15 protein-coding genes are annotated in these 21,168 nt (G+C 66.6%); 5 read left to right on the forward strand and 10 right to left on the reverse strand.

Translation table 11 applies throughout. The annotated features are described in order from the left end of the window. Nucleotides 1-145: 145 nt before the first annotated feature. From GUI43_RS21365 to pglY, 8 genes are all read right to left on the reverse strand, one after another. Nucleotides 146-403 (reverse strand): hypothetical protein, encoded by a 258-nt coding sequence (locus tag GUI43_RS21365; RefSeq protein WP_112699610.1) that lies wholly within the window; start codon nt 401-403, stop codon nt 146-148. A 185-nt stretch (nt 404-588) separates the two neighbouring features. Further along, a complete protein-coding gene (locus tag GUI43_RS34950; protein WP_283016238.1) occupies nt 589-717 on the reverse strand; it encodes a hypothetical protein in 129 nt (42 codons plus the stop codon). Nucleotides 718-741: 24 nt separating this feature from the next. Then, nucleotides 742-2,874, reverse strand: coding sequence for a DEAD/DEAH box helicase (locus tag GUI43_RS21370; protein WP_112699611.1), 2,133 nt, complete (start codon nt 2,872-2,874; stop codon nt 742-744). Further along, a complete protein-coding gene (locus GUI43_RS21375) occupies nt 2,871-3,914 on the reverse strand; it encodes a ParA family protein (RefSeq protein ID WP_112699612.1) in 1,044 nt (347 codons plus the stop codon). Before GUI43_RS21375 ends, GUI43_RS21370 begins: the two co-directional genes overlap by 4 nt. Beyond that, nucleotides 3,911-5,089 carry an ATP-binding protein gene (locus GUI43_RS21380; protein ID WP_112699613.1) on the reverse strand — a complete coding sequence of 393 codons (1,179 nt, stop codon included), beginning with the start codon at nt 5,087-5,089 and terminating at the stop codon, nt 3,911-3,913. The genes GUI43_RS21375 and GUI43_RS21380 overlap by 4 nt, the downstream gene beginning before the upstream one ends. A gap of 14 nt (nt 5,090-5,103) precedes the next feature. Then, nucleotides 5,104-6,417: a BREX system ATP-binding protein BrxD gene (gene brxD / locus GUI43_RS21385; RefSeq protein ID WP_112699614.1), complete on the reverse strand. Its 1,314-nt coding sequence runs from the start codon at nt 6,415-6,417 to the stop codon at nt 5,104-5,106. Then, on the reverse strand, nt 6,414-9,155 hold the full coding sequence (pglZ, locus tag GUI43_RS21390) for a BREX-2 system phosphatase PglZ (RefSeq protein ID WP_146765939.1): 2,742 nt from the start codon (nt 9,153-9,155) through the stop codon (nt 6,414-6,416). Before pglZ ends, brxD begins: the two co-directional genes overlap by 4 nt. Next, nucleotides 9,152-12,871 (reverse strand): BREX-2 system ATPase PglY, encoded by a 3,720-nt coding sequence (gene pglY, locus GUI43_RS21395; protein ID WP_112699616.1) that lies wholly within the window; start codon nt 12,869-12,871, stop codon nt 9,152-9,154. The genes pglZ and pglY overlap by 4 nt, the downstream gene beginning before the upstream one ends. A gap of 297 nt (nt 12,872-13,168) precedes the next feature. On the opposite strand from pglY, the gene GUI43_RS21400 reads away from it, so the two are divergent. From GUI43_RS21400 to GUI43_RS21410, 3 genes are all read left to right on the forward strand, one after another. Continuing rightward, the gene (locus GUI43_RS21400; RefSeq protein ID WP_112699617.1) at nt 13,169-15,154 is read left to right on the forward strand and encodes a GmrSD restriction endonuclease domain-containing protein; all 1,986 of its coding nucleotides are present in this window, start codon (nt 13,169-13,171) and stop codon (nt 15,152-15,154) included. A gap of 11 nt (nt 15,155-15,165) precedes the next feature. After that, nucleotides 15,166-16,359 carry a restriction endonuclease gene (locus tag GUI43_RS21405; protein WP_112699618.1) on the forward strand — a complete coding sequence of 398 codons (1,194 nt, stop codon included), beginning with the start codon at nt 15,166-15,168 and terminating at the stop codon, nt 16,357-16,359. Between the two features lie 274 nt (nt 16,360-16,633). Beyond that, nucleotides 16,634-18,109, forward strand: coding sequence for a helix-turn-helix domain-containing protein (locus GUI43_RS21410; protein WP_146765940.1), 1,476 nt, complete (start codon nt 16,634-16,636; stop codon nt 18,107-18,109). Between the two features lie 87 nt (nt 18,110-18,196). On the opposite strand, the gene GUI43_RS21415 is transcribed toward GUI43_RS21410, so the two are convergent. Continuing rightward, entirely contained in the window at nt 18,197-18,775 is a 579-nt protein-coding gene (locus tag GUI43_RS21415; RefSeq protein WP_112699620.1) for a DUF6642 family protein, read from the reverse strand. 210 nt (nt 18,776-18,985) lie between these two features. Here GUI43_RS21415 and GUI43_RS35155 point away from each other — a divergent pair, with 210 nt between their 5' ends. After that, nucleotides 18,986-19,237: a DUF7662 domain-containing protein gene (locus tag GUI43_RS35155; RefSeq protein ID WP_428842224.1), complete on the forward strand. Its 252-nt coding sequence runs from the start codon at nt 18,986-18,988 to the stop codon at nt 19,235-19,237. After that, nucleotides 19,153-19,959, forward strand: a complete 807-nt coding sequence (locus GUI43_RS35160) for an 8-oxoguanine DNA glycosylase OGG fold protein (protein ID WP_428842225.1) — start codon at nt 19,153-19,155, stop codon at nt 19,957-19,959. The genes GUI43_RS35155 and GUI43_RS35160 overlap by 85 nt, the downstream gene beginning before the upstream one ends. A gap of 39 nt (nt 19,960-19,998) precedes the next feature. On the opposite strand, the gene GUI43_RS21425 is transcribed toward GUI43_RS35160, so the two are convergent. Beyond that, complete coding sequence (locus GUI43_RS21425) at nt 19,999-21,060, reverse strand: hypothetical protein (protein WP_146765942.1); 1,062 nt, start codon at nt 21,058-21,060, stop codon at nt 19,999-20,001. Nucleotides 21,061-21,168 lie beyond the last annotated feature (108 nt).

The raw sequence follows: 21,168 nt of genomic DNA on the forward strand, positions 1-21,168 counted from the left end.
GACGCTGTCAGGAAATCGGCCGTGCGCGCCCGGACCGACGGATCAGCTGCGCAGCCACCTGTCCCATGGCGGATGACCGCCGCCGGTCCGGTCGACACGGCGGCGGCCAATCGGGTTCGGGAGCGCCCGTCCGAGGAGGTGCGCGCTAGGAGGTGAAGGTCCAGAGGAAGTAGAAGCCGGGGGCGTTGGGGCCGTACTGGCGGTACTCGCAGTAGTACCGACTCCAGAGGCCGGTTCGAACACCCTCACTGCCGTAGCTGTTGCAGAACTGACCGTCGGAGTAGACGTTGCGCAGCGTGCCGCCCGGCGGATCCGCCGCAGCCGGAGTGGCGCTGAACCCGACCAACCCGCCCAGTGCCAGCGCCACCGCCGTCACCAGGGTCGCCCATCTGCGTCCGAGCATGAAGCCTCCTCATCACCGTCCACGGCGCATGGCGGCTCCGCGTTGAACCGAGACCGGGACATCGAAGTTCGTGAAAGTAGAGGCTCGCATGGGTAGGTGTGGTTCGGCTCCCGACAACGGGCGGCGCTACCGCGATGATCCGCCAGCGCGATCTCCATCGAATGGGCATCCGCCCTGAACACGCGTCAGCCGCCGTGCCACATCGGGGCGCTGCGGTTGACGGTCTGCACCAGGATGGCCGGCTCGATGAGGACGGCGACCAGCCGTCGGGACGCCGCGACCGCGAATGGGCCCAACGTCTGTCGCTCGGTCACCGCCTGGCACCGAGCATCGGTCGGTCAGGTTGGAGAAAGGTAGGTCATCTGCATTGGCTCGGCGAGAATCGCCCGGGTCGCCGGAATGTCCGCCAGTCGGGAGGCCAGGGTGGCGACGGCGAGCCGCTCCGGCAAAGCGGCACTGAACTTGAGACCGGCAAGCGCCTTGTCCGACACGTCGGGCAGGCAGATTCGGTCGGCCGCGTCTGACATGGCCCGATGCACCAGGGTGCGGTCCAAATCTGGTCGCAGCCGAATGGAGGCGTCGTCGTACCGTTGAGTCGGATCGGCAAGTTCGCTAAGCGTAGCGATCAGAGTGGCATTGGCCCGGAAGCCCGCCCAGGTCCACCAGCGCACCTCACCATCGCCGTCCCTGATCAGCACCGGACCCGCGGGATGGACGACAGGGGCCGCGTCGTCCCGGAGAACAGCTAGTCTGCTCTTTGCCCGGCCGGTGAGGGCGACCGGCGGGTCAGCACCGAGCAGCACATCACGCATTGCCCGGACCATCCGGTACGACAGTCCCTGCGGCGATCCGCCAGTTATCCAGAGGGCCCTTCCACCGCCCTCGGCTGGCTCGACGAAGCAACGTTGGCGCTTCCAGTCGATATAGGTGACGCGCCAGCTTCGGCCGGCGAGCAGCAGCAGCCGGGGGCCGAGCACCTTGGCTGTCAACAGTGCGGGATCGGTCCGGCCGATCTCGGTGCGACCCGCCAGCACTGTGAACTGCGGTGGTGCGGTGAACACCGCCAGCATGTCCATGAAGTGCCGACGCCCGAAGCGCAGTTCAGCTTCTGGCCCGATGAAGAGCATCCCGGAGTCGACGTCGAGGTAGCCCCGCTCGACGAGGTGCCGCATGATCACGTCGGCGCTCTTGTCGAAGGGCGCCAGCCCGTTCCACTCCTGCGACCAGAGGTTGTCACCGACTCGGCGCTGTTGCAGCGATAGCGCCAATATCTGCTGGGCCACAATGTGGCGCGGCTCGGGCGGTGGGACGACGGCTTCGACCCAGCCCTGCGCCCAGAGGTGCAACAGCCCGGCGGCGTGCAGCAGTCCCTCCCCGTCCAAGGCGAGGAAGAGGCAGTTGCGGCTGCTGCCGGGACGCCGACCCGTCCGGCCGATCCGTTGCAGGAACGCAGCGACGCTACGTGGGGCGTTGATCTGGATGACCCGGTCAAGGTCACCCACATCGATTCCGAGCTCAAGGGTGCTGGTGGCGACGATGACGCAGTCCCGCTCCTGCGCGAAGGCTTCCTCGGCCCGCCGCCGCTCGTCAACCGAGAGTGACGCATGAGAGAGGAAGGTCGTCACGTTGAGCGCGCGGAGCCGTTGCCCGAGATCCTCGACCAGCGCTCGGGAGTCGCAGAAGACCAAGCGCTTTTGCCCGTGATGAAGGGCCGCGATGACCTTGGCCGCGTTGTGCACGGACCCGACGTAGTCCAGCTCGACCTCACTGGCTGGACGTGGCACCGGTTTCGCCGGAACTTCCGCCGAAAGACGATCGGGTGCCACCACCTGCGCAGACCGCTGGTCACGGCCCGAGCCCTGCAACCACTTCAACAGTTCGTCAGGGTTACCGACCGTCGCTGAGAGTCCGATTCGCTGTACTGGTCGCCCCGCCACGCGGCTGAGCCGCTCCAACACGGCCAACAGGTGCCAGCCGCGATCATCGCCAGCGAAGGCATGCACCTCGTCGACCACGATCGCTCGTAGTTGGCCGAAGAATGAGTCGTGGTCGACGGCGGTGCTGACCAGCATCGACTCCAGGGACTCCGGGGTGGTCAGCAGGATGTCGGGCTTTTCTCGGAGGATCACCCGACGCCGCCCCATCGTCACGTCGCCGTGCCAGAGCGCTGCCCGACGCCCCAGCCACGCCGTATAGCTCTCCAGCCGAGGCAGGAGATTGTTGAGCAGTGCCTTCAGCGGACAGACGTAGAGAACGGAGGTACCTGACCAGCTCTCCCCCGCCATCCGGGACAGCAGGGGGAACACTGCCGCCTCGGTCTTGCCACCAGCCGTCGGCGCGAGCAGCAGTGCGTCCTCGCCGGCAAGTAGCGGCTGCACCGCAGCCTCCTGCAACGGCCGCAACGTTGGCCACTGCAGTGAGTTCACGACGTGATGCAGGATGACCGGGTGCAGCAGCTCCGCGCCGGTCATGACGAGTGCATGGGCACATCGTCGAGCCGCTTCAGGACCTTTTCGCTCAACGACTTGAAATCCTGGAAGCACCGCTGCACCAGGGTCTGGGTGCTGCCGAGAGCGCCGTCGGCCGACCGAAGGTCGAACATCGGCTTGCGCGCATCATGGGCGAGTGGCATCAAACTCTGATAGTTGCGCAAGGTCGCCACCTCGTACGAGCCGTCGCTCCCCTCACTCGGCTGGTTCAGGACCGAAGTCGCGAAGACAACCGGCACCCGGTCGAGCCAACGCTGATATGCCTTGACCGGCCGGTCGAGCCTCATCTTCGGCTGCATGACCACATAGCCCAGGGGTGTCATGGTGCCAAGAGGCGCTGAAATATCTGGTGGGACATGGGGGAGAACGTTCGTCTGCCATACCCGCCGCCAATCACGCAACGCAGGGCCCAGGTTGCGTAGACCCCGCAGCGAGAAGAGGTCAGCAGCCAGAGGCATCAGGACCGTGTCGGCGGCAAGTAGCGCCGCTCGGTTGATCGCACCAAGGTTTGGGCCGACGTCAACCAGCACGATCTCGGCACGAACCCTGCGCGCAGCATCAGTGATCAATCGGTGAAATGCTGTAGTCGTTCGAAGAGCCGCAGGATCGCCAATCAGACTATTTGGCCATGCCGCCGAGAGCTTGTCCTCGAAGGCGCTCAGGTTGAGATCACCGGGTACCAGCCACAGGCCGTCGGTGATGGTGATCGGATCGTTGAAGCGGACGTCACCCAAACCCTGCATGATCGGCTGGACCGCCGACGCCACCGTGCCCGAGTCGCGGTATGCCCGCAGGAGAAGCTTCTGTTGGCCCTCCGCAAGCGGCCAGTTCGACTCAAGTCCTTCCTGCCAGATCTCGCTGAGCTCGTCCTCGTCGAGGAACGCCGCTGTCAGGTTCGACTGTGGGTCCAGGTCCACCGCCAGCACGCGATGCCCCAGCCGCTGAAGCATGTGCGCGAGGTGGTAGGTCAGGGTCGTCTTGCCGACGCCGCCTTTGTTGTTGAACAGCGCGACGGAGATCACGAGGCGCTCCTAACCATGACGGTCCAGGAAGAGTCGTCAACCACAAACTCCGGTGGCGGGTTGCCGTTACGCGCGAGGGAAGCTCGGATCCGGCCGATTCCCCGGCCAAACTGGTTAACGTAGCCCAACGACTTCATCGCAGCGGCTAGCGACGGGTTCCGGTAGTCATTGACCCGGTCGAAGTTGTCGGCCCTGACCTGACCGAACGGACCGCCCGGGTTGGTCACCTCCACCCGGTCGTCGAACCAGGCGACGCGCACCGGCGCGTTCGAGGACTCGTAGTTGCGGTGCATCAGCGCGTTCATGCACACCTCCCGCAGCGCCTCGATCGGATAGTTTGGGCGGGACTCCTCGCGGAATCCGCTCACCTCGACCAGTCGGGTCCGAAGGTGTCCCTTCAGCACGCTCTCAAGTCGCTCAGCGACATCGATGACGTTGATCCGGAGTTCGTGCTCGTCCTGAATGGCGCCGCCCACGTCGATACCTTCGTAGCGGACGAACTGGAGGTAGGCGCCGGGAATCCGGCTTGTCGGGTCGAGGCCGATAAGTATAAGGCCGAGCACAGTTGGAGAACCGTCCGCGTCGGCCAGGCGGAGCGAGGCGAGTTGCTGAGCCGTCGGTCGATGGTTCTCCTCCAGCACAGAAATATCAACGGCCTGGCGCAAATACTCGGATCGGAAGAGGTCCAGATCGAGTTCATCCAGAGTTCCGCCGACAATGGGCCGGACATCGAACGGGGTGTCGTAGGCACGGCGGCGTTCGGAAAGCACACGCTCGTCGGTGCTGCTCGCGGTACGGGTGGAGGGGCCGGGCCGAACGTAGACGACGTTGTCGAACCTGACCGGTGGTGTGTGGGAGGCGTTGACTCGTATCCGGATAACCTGCTCGCCCTGGTACGGCTCCCGGGTGACGACCATCGACGGGCGATCGAGGATCCGACCCTCGTCACGGATGCTGGTGAAGGTCAGCAGAGCCTCATCAGAGGTGTCCAACCCCGTGACCGGCTGGCCGTGTTTGTCCACACCGATGAGCAGGTCGCCGCCTCCGAGCCGGGGCAGGTCGTTCGCGAGTGCGCAGATTGCCTTCCTGATCGCGTTGCGATCCTTCGCCTCGCGCTTGAACTCGAGTACGGCCGTCTCCTGCGTGCCGAGGAGTGCGGCGAGGTCGTTGCTCATGAACCGATTCTTTCTTAGAGGTCGAGCGAGATCTCGTCGGCGCTCGTAGCGTTTCGCTCTACGTCCGTCATCTCGGCGGTGGACAGGGTGAGCGCGTAGTGTTGCCGAGGGTCGAACTCGGGGAACTGGTCCACCCGATCGAGCACCTCTCCCACGAGCTTCTTGAGAAACAGCCGCGGCGCCACCCCGACCTTGCCGCCGAGACCGCCAGCTATTGCCCGTGCCAGCTCGCCGAGGTATCCGTCGTCAACCTGCCCGGACACCCGCTCTGGCACGGCGGATCCATCGGCGTAGAGGTCACGCACCCGACCGCCGAGTTCCACGAGGGAGTCGACGGTGAAGCCCGGCAGCCGGATCTGCACCGCGCGGGGGTTGTCGAATCGTGGGTCGGTGCTGAAATCCACGGCGAGGCGCTGTGCCAGTGGCGCGAGCCGCTGGACGCCCTGCGGGCCATCGTAAAAAGCCGGCGTGCCGGTAATCACCAGGTAAAGACCGGGAAACCGTCCGGAGTGCACCTCGTCGATGAGTTGCCGGAGGGCGTTGAGCGCCTTGTCGCGGGCATCCGACCGGACCCGTTGCAGCGTCTCCACCTCGTCGAGCACAAGCAGCAGACCCGGATGCCCACTGTCGCGCAGCACGGCCAGCAACCCTTGCAGAAAGCTGAGTGCCGCGAAGTGGTCGAGATCGCCCCGTACACCGGCTGCCCGACGGGCGGCGGCCGCGACGTGTGGCTGCCCGCCGAGCCAGGCGAGCACGGCGTCTGCGGTCGCCGCATCGCCCCGCGCGGCAGCAGCTCGATAGCCGCGCAACGCGGCAGCGAAAGCGGGAGCGCTCCGGCTCACCAGGGCCAACCGTTGGTCGAGCAGAGTTTCGACAGCGCCGTCGAGAGCGTCGGCGTCATCCGCAGCGATCTGCCCTGCCGCCAAGACATCCTCCTCCAGCGCATAGAACCAGCCGTCCACGATCGGACGAAGTGCGCTGGGCGGGAACGTCGAAGTGGTGAGTCGCTCGCTGAGCCGGCGGTAGACGGTTTCCAGCTTGTGCAGGGGGGTTTCGTTCTCGGATATCTGCACCTCGGCGACGGCGAGGTTCGCCTGTTTGGCCCGCTCGGCGATCCACCGGGCGAAGAACGTCTTGCCGGAGCCGTACTCACCGCGGACCGCCTTGAAGACGGATCTGCCGGCGGCGACGCTGTCCAGGTCATCATTGATGGCCCCGCCGAAGCCGTCCAACCCCACGGCGAAGAGGTCCAGCCCGGCCGATGGCACGGCGCCGCGTCGCAGGGCGTCGATCACCTCGCGGCGCCGCGCCGGGCTGACCGTCGTCACTCTGCCCCTCCCCGCAGGCGGAACTGCTCCTGGAGCAACCGGAGGTCCAGCCGGACGGTCCGAGCGTTGTCGGTGAGCGACAACACCGGATAGTTGTCCACGTTGAAGATCCGTTGCAGTGTGGTGGCGAAGCCGACCGCCCGCACCGGTGCCTCGCCGGCCCGCTGCGCCAGCACCGCAACGGGCAGCACCCCCTTGGCGTCGATCAAGGCTCGTAGCGCCGCCTGGATCTTCTTCAGTTCCACCCGGCGCGGCGTCAGGCTGTGCTGCGCCTCGAACAGCTCGGTGGCTAGTAGCGCCGCCACCAGGTCACCGTCGCTGGCCGGCGATGCTGCCTGCGGCTCGGCCGCCACTTCCGGTACCTCGAAGAGCGCGTCCCCAGCGATGGCGGGTGCCTTCCGGCGCGGCTTCGGCATGTTGGTCGGCCGTGCCGGAGCGCTCGGCTCCGACGCGGCAGCGCCCGTCTGCCACCACTCCGGTGTGCGCTCCTCGACGGGCGCCCAGCCCGCCGGCGGGTCGGTTACGTTGGGCAGCAGGTAGGCCAACAACGGGATGGTCACCTCGGCCAGCGAGGCACCGCCGTGGTATCCCGCCCGGCTCGGTCGGTGGCGCAGCAGCGGATCCCAGAGCGCGATGATCCGATTGTCATCCGAAATGACCCTCGGACCTGTCAGTTCCACCTCACCGGGGCCGGCCGGGCCGGCCCCGATCCGATGCCTGGCGGATGCCGCGTCTGGTGTCTTGAGGTGCTGACCTCCGCGCTCAAGGATGTGCCCGTGGTCACTGGTGACGATGACGGCCCGGCCGGTGCGACGAGCCTGGTCGAGCAGGCTGCGCAGGAAACCGAGGTCGTTGAGTTGCCACCCGGCTTCATCGCCCTCCCGGCCGTGGGCCAACGCGTCATCAACCGTGTTGATCACGACAGCCACCACGGGGGCAGAACTCGCCACGGCATCGGTCAACTCGGCGGCGATGACCTCGCCCGCACCGCCGCGCGCCGGGCCCTTGTGGAAGATTCGGGAGTCCCGGCCCCATCGCCCCTCGGCGAAGAGCCTCCGCTCAAGGTCCTGATTGCCGGCGCGCAGTGCTCCGGCGAAGAGCGACGTGCGGGATACCGCCGTGAGTGTGGGCAGCGCGGCAACAATTCCCCGACGCCGGGCCGCTCCCGACCCTGCGAGCGGGTCGTACTCCACCCAGTGCGGAGCCAACTCGTCAGCGAGCTGCACCGCCACCGCAGCGCTCATTCCGTCGAGCACGGCGAGTAGCACGGGGCGGCCGGCCCGGATCAGCGGATCGACCACGCGCGGCAGGAGATTCTCGACGGTGAGCAGGTCGCCGTCGCCTCCCGGCCCAGCAGTGGCCCACGCTGCGAGCCGGCCGGCGAACGCGCCGTCGAGTTCGCGCCGCCGCTGCTGCGCCAGCTCATGAATCTCCCGATACGCCCGCTGCAGCTGCGGATGGGTCTCCTCGCCAGCCCAGACGTGGTTGAGCGCCTGATCCACCCATCCCCACTCGGCGATGTGCCGGTCCACGCCGTCCGCGACGCTCTGCGGAGGCACCGCCGTCGTGCCGAGCCACCGCACCAGCCGCTGGGCCATCCGGGCTCGACGTACCGGTTCTGCCTCGGCCTCAGCGAGCCGATGTCCGGCGAGGTGTTCGACCGCCAGGTCGAGTTCCGGGTTCGCGGGGTTCCGCAGACCGGCGAGCAGGGCTCCCGCCGCGGCACCGAGACGGTTGGCGAAGCCGGTCCGTAGGATTGGACTGTGGCCCGCGCTGCTGGTCGCAGAAAACTGGATGAGCAGCTGCTCCGCTCGGTCGAGGATGGCATGTCCGTCCCGGCGAACCGCCGCGCGCGGCGCGTTCAACAGGGCGCCGACCACTTGCACGGCCGCCGCCGCGAAGCTGCGCACTGTGGCATCGTCGTCAAGGTTGCCGAAGTACTGGTCGATACGCCCCTGGGCGCGCACCGAGTCGGCGCTCTCGGCGCTCCAGAGCGCATCACAGACCAAACCCAGCGGCAACGCCTCGTTGCCATGCCCGGCATCGACCAGCGCAAAGAGTGCCTTCGCCGGCCGGCCGAACTGCTCCAGCAGCCAGCGCGCGAGCCCGTTCCGCTCGGCCTCCCGTAGCAGTCCATACGCCTCGACGGCACCTGGCTCGGCACTCCACCGCAACAGCGCCGTCACGTCCAGGTCGTCCGGGCCGATGCCCTGCCGGTCGAGACCGAGCCGCACCGCCGCGAGATGCCGCAGAGCCATGTCGCGGGTCAGCACCGACGTGGCCAGCCCTGGCCAGCCGCCCGGCGGCATGGCGTCGAGCAACGCCTCGCCGGCCCATGTTTCGCGTTCGAGCGCGGTGTCCGGTAGCTGCGCGCCGAACGCGTCGACGACCAGGTCCCAGGGTTCCACGGTGATGACGCGCTGACGGAAGACCCGGCTACGCACGCCGTAGTGCAGCACCGACTCTGGAATATCGGTCAGCAGGACGAGAACCTCCTCGTCGCGGTCGCTGACGAGGTGCTCCCACACGGCCAGCGGGGAGACGCATGGCACTACTCGGACCGGGCGTCCGTCCGGCAACAGCACCGTCGGGTCGTGCGGCCATGTCGGCTCCGCCCGGATCACCATCACCGGGTACGCGTCGCCGCTACGGTGCCGTTCGAGCTGCTGCGCCACCTTCTGCCGCAGCGCCACGGGGCTGATCCGCAGTGCCTGAGCCGGTGCAGGTGCCTGAGTCACGAAACGATTCTCCAGGTGACCTCGATGGTGGCGGCCGGGTGGGCGGCTACGTACTGGCGAAGTTCGTTCACCGCATCCTCGGAGAGCCCGGCCGGTACGACCGCCTTACCCCCGATGGGCGGGGGCGGCGGAGGCGGCGGCAATGGAGGCAGCGGCGGCGGAGGCGGGGGCCTCTTGGTGGCACGCCGGATGAGCGCCACCGCGTCAGACTGTGCGCGCCGGAGAGCTGGGCTCAACGGCGCGGTCAACTCGTCGGCCTGGCCGACGCGGCGCAGCTCGGCGAGGATCGCAGTCGCCTCCCCGGCGTATGGCTCGCCGAGGCCGGCAATGATCTCGAAGTTCTCCCACGCCGCGTGGGCCAGCTCGGCGGACACCTGGGCCGCGCTCTTGATGCTCTTTCCGACCCTGTCGGCCGGGCCGACAAGCTCCGCCCGAGCCAACCGCTCGATGGTCTCCACGGCCGTACGCCCGGTCGCCAGCCGCTCCAAAAGGTCAGCCGCCGCGCGAGCGGTGGAGAGCCGGCCCGACGACGATGCCTGGTCAATACCCAGCCATTTGTCGTGCTGCTCGAGCCGGGTGGTCAGGCCGTGCGCCGCTTCTCGATACCGCGCACCCTCGTTGCTGAGGTCGCGACCAAACATCGCCACCAGCCGGCCCCGCCGCAAGTTCAGGTTGTGCACACCGAAAATCGCCCCGGCTCGGGCCCGAGCCTCTGCCCAATCCTCCTCGCTGGGCAGCCGTTCCTCGCGCAGAGCGTGGTCGGTCGTGATCTTGCCTGGCTCAGGAGCGGGTGTGACCGCGCTTCCGTGCAGGTGGAAGGCGCGGTCGGTCTGCTCGGCGAAGGTGGCCACAACGAGCTGCGCGACGATCGGGTCGAGACCGCGTGGGCTGGGTTCGTCGATCCAGCCCAGGATGTCGGCGACGCGTAGCTCCCCGCTGATGCCCTCGGCGGCCGCCCGGTGGTGGAAGTGCTGCGCCCACTGGCCCTCGACGACGAAGGCCGCCTCGTGCATCGTGCCGAGCCCGAGCGGATTGGCGATCCGGCGCATGGTCTGGCGGTGCGCTCGCTCAACCTCGACGCGTCCCTCCGGCGACTCGACCGCTCGCCGGACGTGGTCGAGCACCACCTTCACGTCGGGCAGACGCACAGGCTCGCCCTTGCGGTCGGGGTCGAAGTCAGGATGGGCGGGGAACTGCTGGCTGAGCATCTGATCGCCGAGACTGCGCAGCGCGTCAGCGAATGTGGCGCCCATGGGCAGCTTCGGCTCCAACGCACGGGTGAGCGACTGCAGGTGGTCATCGAAGCCGAGCTGCACATCCGAGGGCTGCTTGCCCGCCAGTCCGTACGCCTGGCGCAGCACCGCCTGCATCTTGTTCAGCAGCGCGCTGCGCTGGTTGGTCAGCGCCGCGTGTGCCCGCCGACGGTCGTCGGGGTTGAGGTGCTCGGCGTGGCTGTCGAAGCGCTGCCCCTCCAGCAACTTGTCGATGATGGCGAGCTTGCCGAGTTCGTTGCGGCGCTCAATGGTCAGGGCCGCCGGGATCCAGCAGACCGTACGAGGGCTCATCCGGCCGCTCAGCTCCTGGACCCGCTGCCGGTCATCGGCCGGACCGTGACTGCCGTCGTCGAACGGATAGTCGACGATCAAACGCCAGCCGGTCGGGTCGTTCGGAGGGAACGCCTCGTCCCTGATGTCGTGCGGGTCTCGGACGTTGCCGTACACCAGCTCGATCGTGCGGCGACTCCCCCGCCAGCTCAGTGCGGCCTCGGCAAAGAATGAGTCGCTCCACGGCACGCCGAGCTGTTTCCAGAGCAGCCGCTGCACGAGGTGCTTGCGGGCACCCTCGTTGTCGTAGTGCTTGGCGGTGGCGAGCACGCTGTCAACATCGACGCCGACCAACTCCAGCGACACGATCGGGTCGTCGCCCTCACCGATGCGGATCTCGGCGAAGCGACCGGCCCAGTCGGTCAGCTTCCGGTTGACCTGGGCGACCTCACCTCCCGGGATTGGGCTGGTGATGCTGCCGTGGTTGAGCGCCGACAGCCGTCGGGCGGTGAGATTGCGCAGCGCCGGGACGCTGGGCGCCAGCGCGGCCAGCAGCAGCGTCTTGATCAGCCGGTCGTCGCCGGTGAAGGCTCGGACCCGTCCGACCGTCTCAGTCGGCTGGGTGTCACCGCGTCGCGCCGCCTCCAGGTCGTCGTCAGTGAGGTCGTACTGGCTCAGCAGGTAGGGACGGAGTTTCAGGTCGTAGAGCTTCTGGGCCATCTCGAACTCGGCCTTGAGCTTCTCGGTGAAGGGCTGGTCGCCGCCCGTGCTGATGACGTCGTAGAGGTCTCCGAGGGGCACCAGCTGACCGAGGCGCAGGGTGTCGCGGCGATCGACCAATAGCTGGCGCATCAGCTTCAGGGCCGTCCGGGAGCGCTGCAACGCGCTGGAGACGTGCACCAGGGTGGAGAGGAATGCCGGGCTGAACGGGTACGTCGACCGGAAGGCGTCGATGTCGGCGCCACTGCCCGAGTCGGTGCCGAGCAGGGTGTCGAACACCTCTCGCCGTACCTTGGTGGTGGCATCGAAGGCCCGGGAGATGGCCTCGCCCGCCCCGGGTCGGTCGTCGCGCGCTTTGAGCAGCCGGCGGCGAGCGATCTCTGGAAGGTTGCGGTCCTCCAACTTGATCACGTCGAACCGGCCGCTGGCCAGATTGAGGGTGTCCTGGTAGCTCAGCTCGTTGGCGCCGGTGACCTCCTCGCCGACCAGCTCTCGGAGATCACGCTGCCGGGCGATGAAGCTGACCACCGGGATCGGCCGGCGGGTGTCGCCGCCCTCGACAAAGTTGGTGATCTTCTGGATCTCGCGGGAGACGAACTGCTGGTCGCCGATCGAGTTGGCCAACCAGAGGATCAACTCGTCGAGGAAGAGGATCAACCCGTGGTAGCCGAGTTCCTTGGCGTGCCGGCTGATCTCGGTCAGGCCCCGGTCGAGCGAGACGAACGCTTCGGCGTCCTCCCGGGCGTTGCTGAAGAAGCCGACGTTCCAGCTCGTCAGCAGGTCGTTGACCAGCTTGCGGCGCAGCTCGTCGGAGTACGCGCCGCCGAACGCCTCATTCAGCCGCTCCGGCGTCCAGAACGTCTCGCTGTCGCCCCACTCGTCTTCGGCATCCCCGCCGGGCAGGCCGTCGATGAACTGCTTGTCGCCAATCTTTTCCCGCAGCGAGGCGGCCTGCTCCAGCAGCGCGTCGGTGCGGTGGACCGCCGGGATGGGCGCATCGGGGTGCAGCGCACGGACCCGGTCGACGTAGCCGCCAAGCACCCGCTGCTCCAACGAACGCGCATCGAGCAGGTGGTACGGGATGAGCAGGAACTTGCGTCCGTCCAGCCAGACGCTGTGCTTCGCCACCAGCGGGGCCAGCTCGTCGCGGCCTCGGGCGGCCGATTCGCCACGCAGCAGCGCGTGCAGCACCGCCATGAAGTGCGACTTACCGGAACCGAAGGAGCCGTGCAGGTAAGCGGCCTTGGAGGCGTGCCCTTCGACAGCGGAGCGAATCAGCCCGAGCGCCTCGTCGAAGTTAGCGAGCAGCCGTTCCGTGACGACATAGTCGCGCAGGGTGGCATCGGCGTCGGCAACGCTGTCGGCGAGTTTGAGCACGAAGTCGCTCTGGCTCGTGCGCTCCGGGATGTGGATGAACTCCCGAAGCAGCGGCGCGGGGCTGGGCGAAGACATGCTGGATACCGTACCGATCCAACGTCTGCCCAACTGACCAGGCACGGCGACGGTACAGCCAGATTGACCGTTGGAGGGGCCGCAGGGATCGGACGTACCAACCGGTGCGCGAGATTCGGGGGCAGGTCGCCCGCAAGTGGGGTGGACACCTCAATCACGACAGGGTAGGAAACATCGAGTCGTTTCTGAAGTCACCGCTGCATCACCTACAGAGCCAGCGGTTGCCACCACGGCCTCACGATGCGGGGAAAGTGGCTGGCCTGCACCGACGTCCAGCCATGACGAAGAGGGTCATACATGCACGTAGACAGGATCGACCGGTCGATTGGCGAACTCATCGACCAGATTTCGAACGCCGAGATCCTGCTGCCAGAGATCCAGCGGGAATATGTCTGGAAGCCGACACAGGTCGCGAAGCTGATGGACTCGATCTACCGCGGCTATCCGTTCGGCTCGTTGCTGTTCTGGGAGACCGACGACACGCCGCAGACCCGTGAGATGTCAGTGAGAGGCACCGAGGTCAGCCCACTCCGTCCTCCCCTGTTCCTCCTCGACGGGCAGCAGCGGCTGACATCGCTGCACCGAGTCTTCAATGACCACCCGGAGGCCCAGGTGGTCTTCAACGTCGAAACCCAGAAGTTTCAGAACCAGAGCGCAGCCACGCAGCGCGACCCCAAGTGGATCAAAGTGGCGGACGTGCTTGACCCGAAGGCCAGTATGTTGCGGCTGACCAAGCAGCTGCTCGACGCGGGCTCCACGCTGCCAGACCATGACATTGAAGACCGGCTCAGCCACATTAAGCGGCTACGAGACCGGCGATTTGTCATGGAGGTGCTCAAAGGCTTCCCTTACGAAGAGGTCGCCGAGATCTTCGTGCGGGTCAACAGCGGCGGTCGCCGACTGGGCACGCTGGACCTCGCCATGGCCACCCTCTCAACCCGCTGGACGGGCGTGCTGGCCAAGTTGAAGGACGAGGCGCAGTACTGGGCGCAACGCGGTTATCCGGATATCGACGTCAACTTTCTTTCCCGCGCCCTGGCTGGCGTGGTGCTCGGACGCGGGCTCTCGATCTGGTCGCACAGTCGGCTGAGGCAGACGGAAGACGTAGAACTCGAACGCGGCTGGGAGGTTGTCAAGCGCGGTCTTCGGCGGCTGGTCCCGTTGCTCCAGGCGAACCTGCGGCTTACCCGGTCCGACCCACTCCCCTCCATGGTCGTTCTCATCCCACTGGTGGTCCTCGTTGGCGAGCGGAGCGACGAGCCGATCGACAAACCGACCACCGACGGCATTGTCTACTGGCTGCTCCTAGCCACGATCCAGACTCGCTACAGCGGGTCCACGGACACCAAACTGAGCCAGGACATCCGGGCAGCGCGTCAACCGGAGCCGGTCCGCGCCCTGCTTGAGGGCCTCAATGTGGAGCAATCCCGCGCCGAAGTAACCGACAGGGCACTGCGAGGCCGGACGAAGGAGAGCCCGTACTTCTTCCTCAGCCTCTTGGTGTCGCTAGCCAGGGGTGCCCGCGACTGGTGGTATGGCACCGAGATCCTGCCTGGACACGATGACGGGCAGAGACTCGAGCACCATCACATCCATCCCCCCACGACCCTTGACGACCGATTCGACAAAGGAGTGGTCAACGACCTTTCCAATCTGGTCTTCATCTCGACAAAGGCCAACAAGCAGATCAACGGCAGGAGTCCGGTCGAGTACTTCCCGACGCTAGAGGAACAGGAGCTTCGTGCACACTGCGTGCCTTCGGATGAGCCTTTGCGCGACGCAGACGGCTACGCCCGATTTCTGATCGAACGACGGCGGATGCTGGCTGACGCGATGAATGCCCTACTGGACCGGTTCCGGCCGGACTTCCTCGATGAGGTGCCGACTGGCCCTGCGGACCCGAACGCTGGTTTCTCGCTTGACCTGGCACTGTTCGAGAGCCGTCGAGACGATGGGCAAATGGTCTTCACCGCGACCGGCGACAACATCTCCTGGCACGGTTCCGCCGATGTCGGGGAGCTAGAAGCCGCGATCGACTCGGCCCGCATCGCCGGTATCGACAGCGATGTGACCATCGCCGGGGAGTCGGTGCCCGTCCAGATGATCGAGGACTCCCTCCACGTTCCCATCGGTCCGTTCCTCGTGACCGGCACTCCCGAGGAGTGGCGCGCAGTGTTCGACCGGGAGCGACTCGCCTCGCAACCACTGTCGGCGGCGCCACCGCTCGCTCCGGCTCCCTGGAGCGGTGACCGGATCAAATTCCCCGTCACCAGCACCGACTGAAGGAGGAACCCGTGACTCAGGCGTGGATCGTCCGGGCTGGACGGGACGACAGCTACGAGGAGTTGGCTCTCAACAAGAATCTGATCGCGGTCGGCTGGTCGGCGACCGGTGATCTCAGTGATTCGACGACACTCACCGCCATCCGAAATCGGGTGCTGTCCGCGTACCCCTCAGTGGAGCACCAGGCGGCGGACGGATACTCCATCCAGCTCCTCGCCTTCCGGGCGCGGATGGCTCCGGGTGACGTCGTTCTCCTCCTGCGCCGATCGAGTCCAGATGTAGCGCTCGGTCGGATCACCGGCGGCTATGAGTTCCGCCAGGACCTCGCTACGGGGATCGGTCACGTTCGCGCGGTCACCTGGGTTCGTACCGATTTGCCCCGCGCCTCGGTCGAGCGGGAGTTGCTCGCCCTCCCTGCCCTCACCACCGTCTACCGCATCAACCAAGGCGAGACCGTCGCACGACTTGAGCGACTTGCGGGCAACCCACAGCCGCTGGCTGACGCGGTCGTCATCAGGCCTGAGGTGGTCGCCGCCGCCCGACCGGACGAGGTGTCCGAGCCCTTCGCCAACCTCCAGCGGAACCTGAATTACGCCCGCAGTCTCGCAACCGCCGGTCAGCACTTGGCCCTGCTGAAGGTCGGCGCGTTCGAGATCTCTGACGTCTTCCGCGCGGCATGGGTGCAGAGTGTCGCGGCTCTGGACCACTGGGTACGCCAGGAGATCCGAGCCCGGATGCTACGACTGGCGGCGCAGCCCGGTGTCGAGAAACCGCGAGCCTTTGCTGCCTTCCAGATCTCCATGGGGCTGGTCGAACAGGTGCAGATGGGCACGGCGACTCTGGTCGACGCGGTGGACCAGCAATTGCGCGACCGCGGCCACCTCGTCTACCAGCACCCGGACAAGATCCGCGAAGGATTCGCGCTGGTCGCCGACGTAAACGGGTTCTGGAACAAGGTCGCAAAAGTGCTCACCGAGCAGAGCGGCGACGGGATTTCCTTTACTGGGGCAGAGGTGCAGGACCAGTTGCACCAGATCGTGCAACGGCGACACAAGATCGCGCACGAGTACGACGAGGATCCCGAGAATCCCAGCAGGAAGCGTGCGATCGATGCGCCTGGCGCGACCAAAACGATCGACTGGATCGAGCAGACTGCCGCCGCCATCCTTGTCGTGCTCGGCACCAACGTTCCCGCAGGCAAATAGCGCAGGAGGAAACGTCACTGTTGGGTCGGACGACAATGCCGGGCGGCGAGGCCAGTCAGCGCAGTGACGATGGCCCCAACGGCGGCTACCGCAGCAGTCGCCGTACCGTCAGGGCCAGTCAGTGCCACCACCAGAAGCACTCCAGTGGACACCGCGCCGACAGCCAGGGTGCCACCGACCACTGCTGACGGCAGACCATCCCCTGCCTGGTTCTCCGACTCATCCATCACGACTCCCAACGAGTAGCGTCCATCGCGTTCAGCACAGCAGGCATGTGGGTGTTCAGGCACCCGGCGCGTCGTATTGCGGAACAGGCTTGCGTGAGACGCCATTCACGCAGCACAGTCGGCAGAGGCAATATCAGGGCCGACTGGAGGCCGCCATGAGTGCGGACCGTCGCTGGTACGAGCTGCCGGAGGCCAAGCAGGCGTCCTCCACGGGGGACTTCGGCGTGCTGCTGCGGGTCGCACGTACCGCCGCTCGGCTCACCCTCGCGGAGGCCGGCCAGCGCTGCGGATACTCGGCGGCGACCCTCTCCCGGATCGAGCGTGGTCGCCAACCGCTGACGGACGTTACGGTGTTGCGTCGCCTCGCCGAGATATTCGACATTCCGCCGGAGCTGTTCGGACTCGCGACGGGAGACGGCCGGAGATTCAACGGTCTTGGTGGCTCACTGGATAGGGTGCTCGGTGAAGAGCCATCGCGCGAGGCGGGAGGTGGTCCGGTGCGACGACGTGACGTGCTCGGCGGCCTGGCAGGCATCGTGGGCGCTACCGTTCCCGTGACGGATGACGGTCCGGCTGCGATGCCTGGCCGCGTCGTCAGCAGCCTGGAGGACGCACTGCTGGGGAATGCACCGCCCCCGGCCGGCCCCGCTGACCCGGCTCGGTTACGTGCGGCGCTTGGCACCGCCTGGTCCGACTTCCACGCCTGCCGTTACACCCGATTATCGTCACGGCTGTCAGGGCTGGTATCGATGGCAACGTCTGCCCACAGCGTCGCCAACGTTGACGATCGGTCGACGACGGCCAGCACCCTGGCCGAGACTTATCACCTGACCACGCAGGTGCTCATCAAGCTGCATGAGGACGGCATGGCGTGGTCGGCCATGGACCGGGCTCGCCAGGCGGCCCGGGAAGCCGACGACCCACTCCTGAGCGCCGAGACCGCACGGATCTCCGCCATCGTGTTACGACGTTCCCGGCACCGAGTCCGGGCAGAGCAGACGGTGATCAGCGCCGCCCAGGACCTCGACGCGGCAACAGGGTTGACCTCAATTGAGCAGGGCTGCGCCTACGGACGACTGCTGGCGACAGCGGCATACACGGCCGCGCTTTCGGACCGCCGTGACACCGCTTGGGAACTGCTGACAGAGGCAGACGAGGCCAGCCGGCGGGCCGGGGCGGGCAGCGGCTTCGCGGGGGTGGACGTCGCGCTCTACAAAATCAGCGTCGCCCGGACACTGGGTGACTTCGGTGCGGCGGTCCAATACGCCCGCGCACTACGTCCAGAGCGGCTGGTCAATGTGGAGCGGCGGGCGCGGTACTGGGAGGACGTAGCGTTGGCACTGTTCGGCCGCGGCGCGCACGCCGAGGCGTACCGGGCGCTGCTCGCCGCCGAGCAGACGGCTCCACAGGAGGTCCGATATCGGCCCTGGGCTCAGCAGCTCACCGGCGCACTGCTCAGCGTCGACCACCGCCAGACACTACCCGGGCTCCGCAGCTTCGCCGCCCGTACCGGCGTCACCTGACCACGCCGGCTCGAAACTGCCCTGGTCGGTTTACGCGCATACGCAGTCTCCGCCGGCAACAAGCCGATGATCGCGGCCCAACAAGACCTACGTCGAACGACCATTTTGGTAGACGATCCTGAACCCATAGTGCTGCGCCAGCGCCGCCCAACGCGACGATTTGACCAGCCGCTCTACGCTGTCGACCTTGCCACCGTTGACCATGTTGTTGAGGACCACGGTCTCGAATGCCGCAGACTCGATCCAGTCGATCTCCTTCGTAAAGCCGCACAGCATCGCTGCCTTCGTCTCGCGAAGGAACTCCACGAGCGTGGTGTCGGAGGCGCGAAGCACCGAGCAGCTTCCGAAGTAGAACCGCTTGCCCTCGCACTGACCTGACATCCAGCTCGCGATCTCGGCGAGCCCTACCGAGTGCGACCCGGACAGGTGCAGCCGAGTGGGCGAGCCATGCAGCGCGAAGAAGCCGACCTGGTAGGCGGAGTACTTGCGAGACAGCCACCGTTCGAGGAAATAGCGCAGTTCCTGTGGGGTGGCGGTGTCACGGTGGATGAAGCGAATGCTGCCCAGCCGTTCAAGCAATTCGAGGGTCGGCAAAACGGATCCCCGCTCCGCAAGATCTTCCTCCCACTCGCCCTCGAAGCAGAAGACACCACCTGGCTTCGCCACGCCGGCTCCCCTCGCCTGGTCTCGGACGTTGACCTTAACGAATCCGATGGACGTCGACGTACCGCTGATGGTCCGGCCCCCTACGGGCCGCCCGTGGCCCCGGTCTAGCCGATCGGACGAAGCCTGCGCCCGGCGCCGACAATAGGCTGCCTCCTCACCTGACGATTACAACGGGATGCCGATCTCCGGACAAAGTCGGCGGAGGACGACATGTCGAAGTACAACGCCCTACGCGATCACCTCCGGTGCCGGACAGGTGAGGTTGGGTACACGCTGAAGGAGATCTCTGATTTGGTGCCGGGTGGGCTTCCCCCGTCGGCGTATCGGTACGAGGCGTGGTGGGCCAACGGCGACCCAAGCCATCCGCACAGCCGGTCGTGGGGCGACGCCGGATTCACAGCTCATCCGGATCTTGCGCGTGGCACAGTTCGATTCGTCCCAGAGCAGAGGACGTCACAGTAACGGGGACGGCAGCCTGTACGCCGCTCTTCGATGAGGCCCCTCCCCCGCGGGGGACGTACATCCTTGATCACGGGTTCCGGTTCAATCCGGAGATTTGGCGACGGCGCTTGCCTGACGGGATCGACCTCCCGGCCTGGTTCGGTGATCTCCCGCGCGCCGGCCGATGGCCGCGGATCTCACGGGGTGACCTGCTGCGGAACGGTGCCGCCGCAGACACCGGCCGCGTGGCAGTCGACGTTCTGATCGGGGCGTACGTGTGGGGCCACGGGCTGCCCGCCCGCCGGGGGCCTGCCCGCCTGAGCCAGGTGTTCGACCGCAACATTGGCCGTGTCGAGCAGCACCTTGGTGAGGCCCTTGGCCTTCTGCGAAGTGGAGGTCCTCTCGCCGCCTACGAAGGCCTCCATCAGGGCGGCGACCACAGGTTAAGGCGGCTGGGCGCATCCTTCTTCACCAAAGTGCTCTACTTCCTCGGCTGGGATTCAGCGGCGGGGAGTCATCGGCCCCTGATTATGGACCAGTACGTCGTGATCGGCTTGAACGCGTCCCGGAACACAGCATGGAAGCCGCTCGGCCCGTGGACGGCGGATCAGTACGGCGAGTACCTCTCCTGGGCCGAGGAGATAGCAAGGGCATGGGGTGCCGGGACGGAGACTGACGTCGTGGAGCGGGCAGTCTGGGAGCACGGGAGCCGCCTTGCAACGAGGGGACGAGACGCCCCCTGACCAGCAACAAGCGCTAGGACCGCAACAGGCGAGCGAGGTCTACGATTGGGCTTCGACGGGCTCGTAGTCGTACCCGGGCAGTTGCGCAAGCGCTAGTAGCGCGTCGAGGCCGTCCGCCGTGTCCGCACCCCACATCTTCGACAGCACCCAAGTTCTGCCGTCCTGGTGGAAGGGCCGCTCGAAAAACCACCGCTGAAGTTGATTGGCGTACCTGGGGTAGGCCCGGGCGAACGCCTCCTCGTGCAGTTGACCGTTAAGAGTGCCGTCGACTGGCAGGAGTCGTGGCCATCTGGGAAGCACTTTCGTCATCTCGGCGACGTCCACACCAGCCTCGTGCAGCGCGGTGACGAGCGCGAGCATTGCCCGGCGCTTTGGCAGTGGTTCTGTCGTTCCCGAGGGGGTAACGACTGCGTACCGAGTCAGGTCTCGACCGCTGCTCGCCTGCGCGGCTCGTGCCGCCGTCTCGCGGCGGCGCAACTGCACCGTCAGTTCCGCGGCCTCGGGTAGCGGAATGACCTGCTGCACGTCAAGGAGTCGCCTCTCGCCGATGCGATAGGGAGTAAGGCGGACGCAGGTGATGTCCAAACCATAGATGTCGTTCAACCAGAGAACGGTGGTGGTGATCTGAGGGTCGAAGCCAGCGGAAGCGAGGACGATCCGGACCTGACGCTGGATGACGGCGGCGTCCCCGCCGGCCTCCTCCAGCCATTCGGCGAGGCGCTCACGGGCGCTGTCCGCATTCTCGGGATCGGTCTGCGCCAGATGCCGTTCGTACGTGTCGACGAGTTGGTCGAAGGTCATCGCCGACACCATCGCGGCATAGCGGAGCGCCTGCAACTCCATGTGGCCACCGTCCTCGGTGCGCTTCAGTTCCACAACCACCAGCCGACCACTGCGGTCGACGCAGAGTAGGTCGACACGGCGGCGTACCTCGAAGTCACCGAACTCCTCCGCGACGACGAGCAGGTCCTCGCCGAGGGCCGCGATGTGTTCCCGAAGGGCTCGCTGAAGATCCGCTCGCTCCAGGATCTGTTCAGCGGCGAAGGTGGAGGACGGCACGGGAACGAGTTCCCCGTCGACGGTCAACTCGAACAAACCCATCCCGAAAGTCTGCCGGAGGACGAGCATTCGTCAAGACCGCTCCGCTGACGCTTGGCCGATCCGTCAGGTCCGGCTCATCAGCCGGACCCCGTTCCGCAGGTCGTCGGT

This window comes from Micromonospora noduli, assembly GCF_003264365.1.
In the GTDB taxonomy this organism is placed as follows: Bacteria; Actinomycetota; Actinomycetes; order Mycobacteriales; family Micromonosporaceae; genus Micromonospora; species Micromonospora noduli.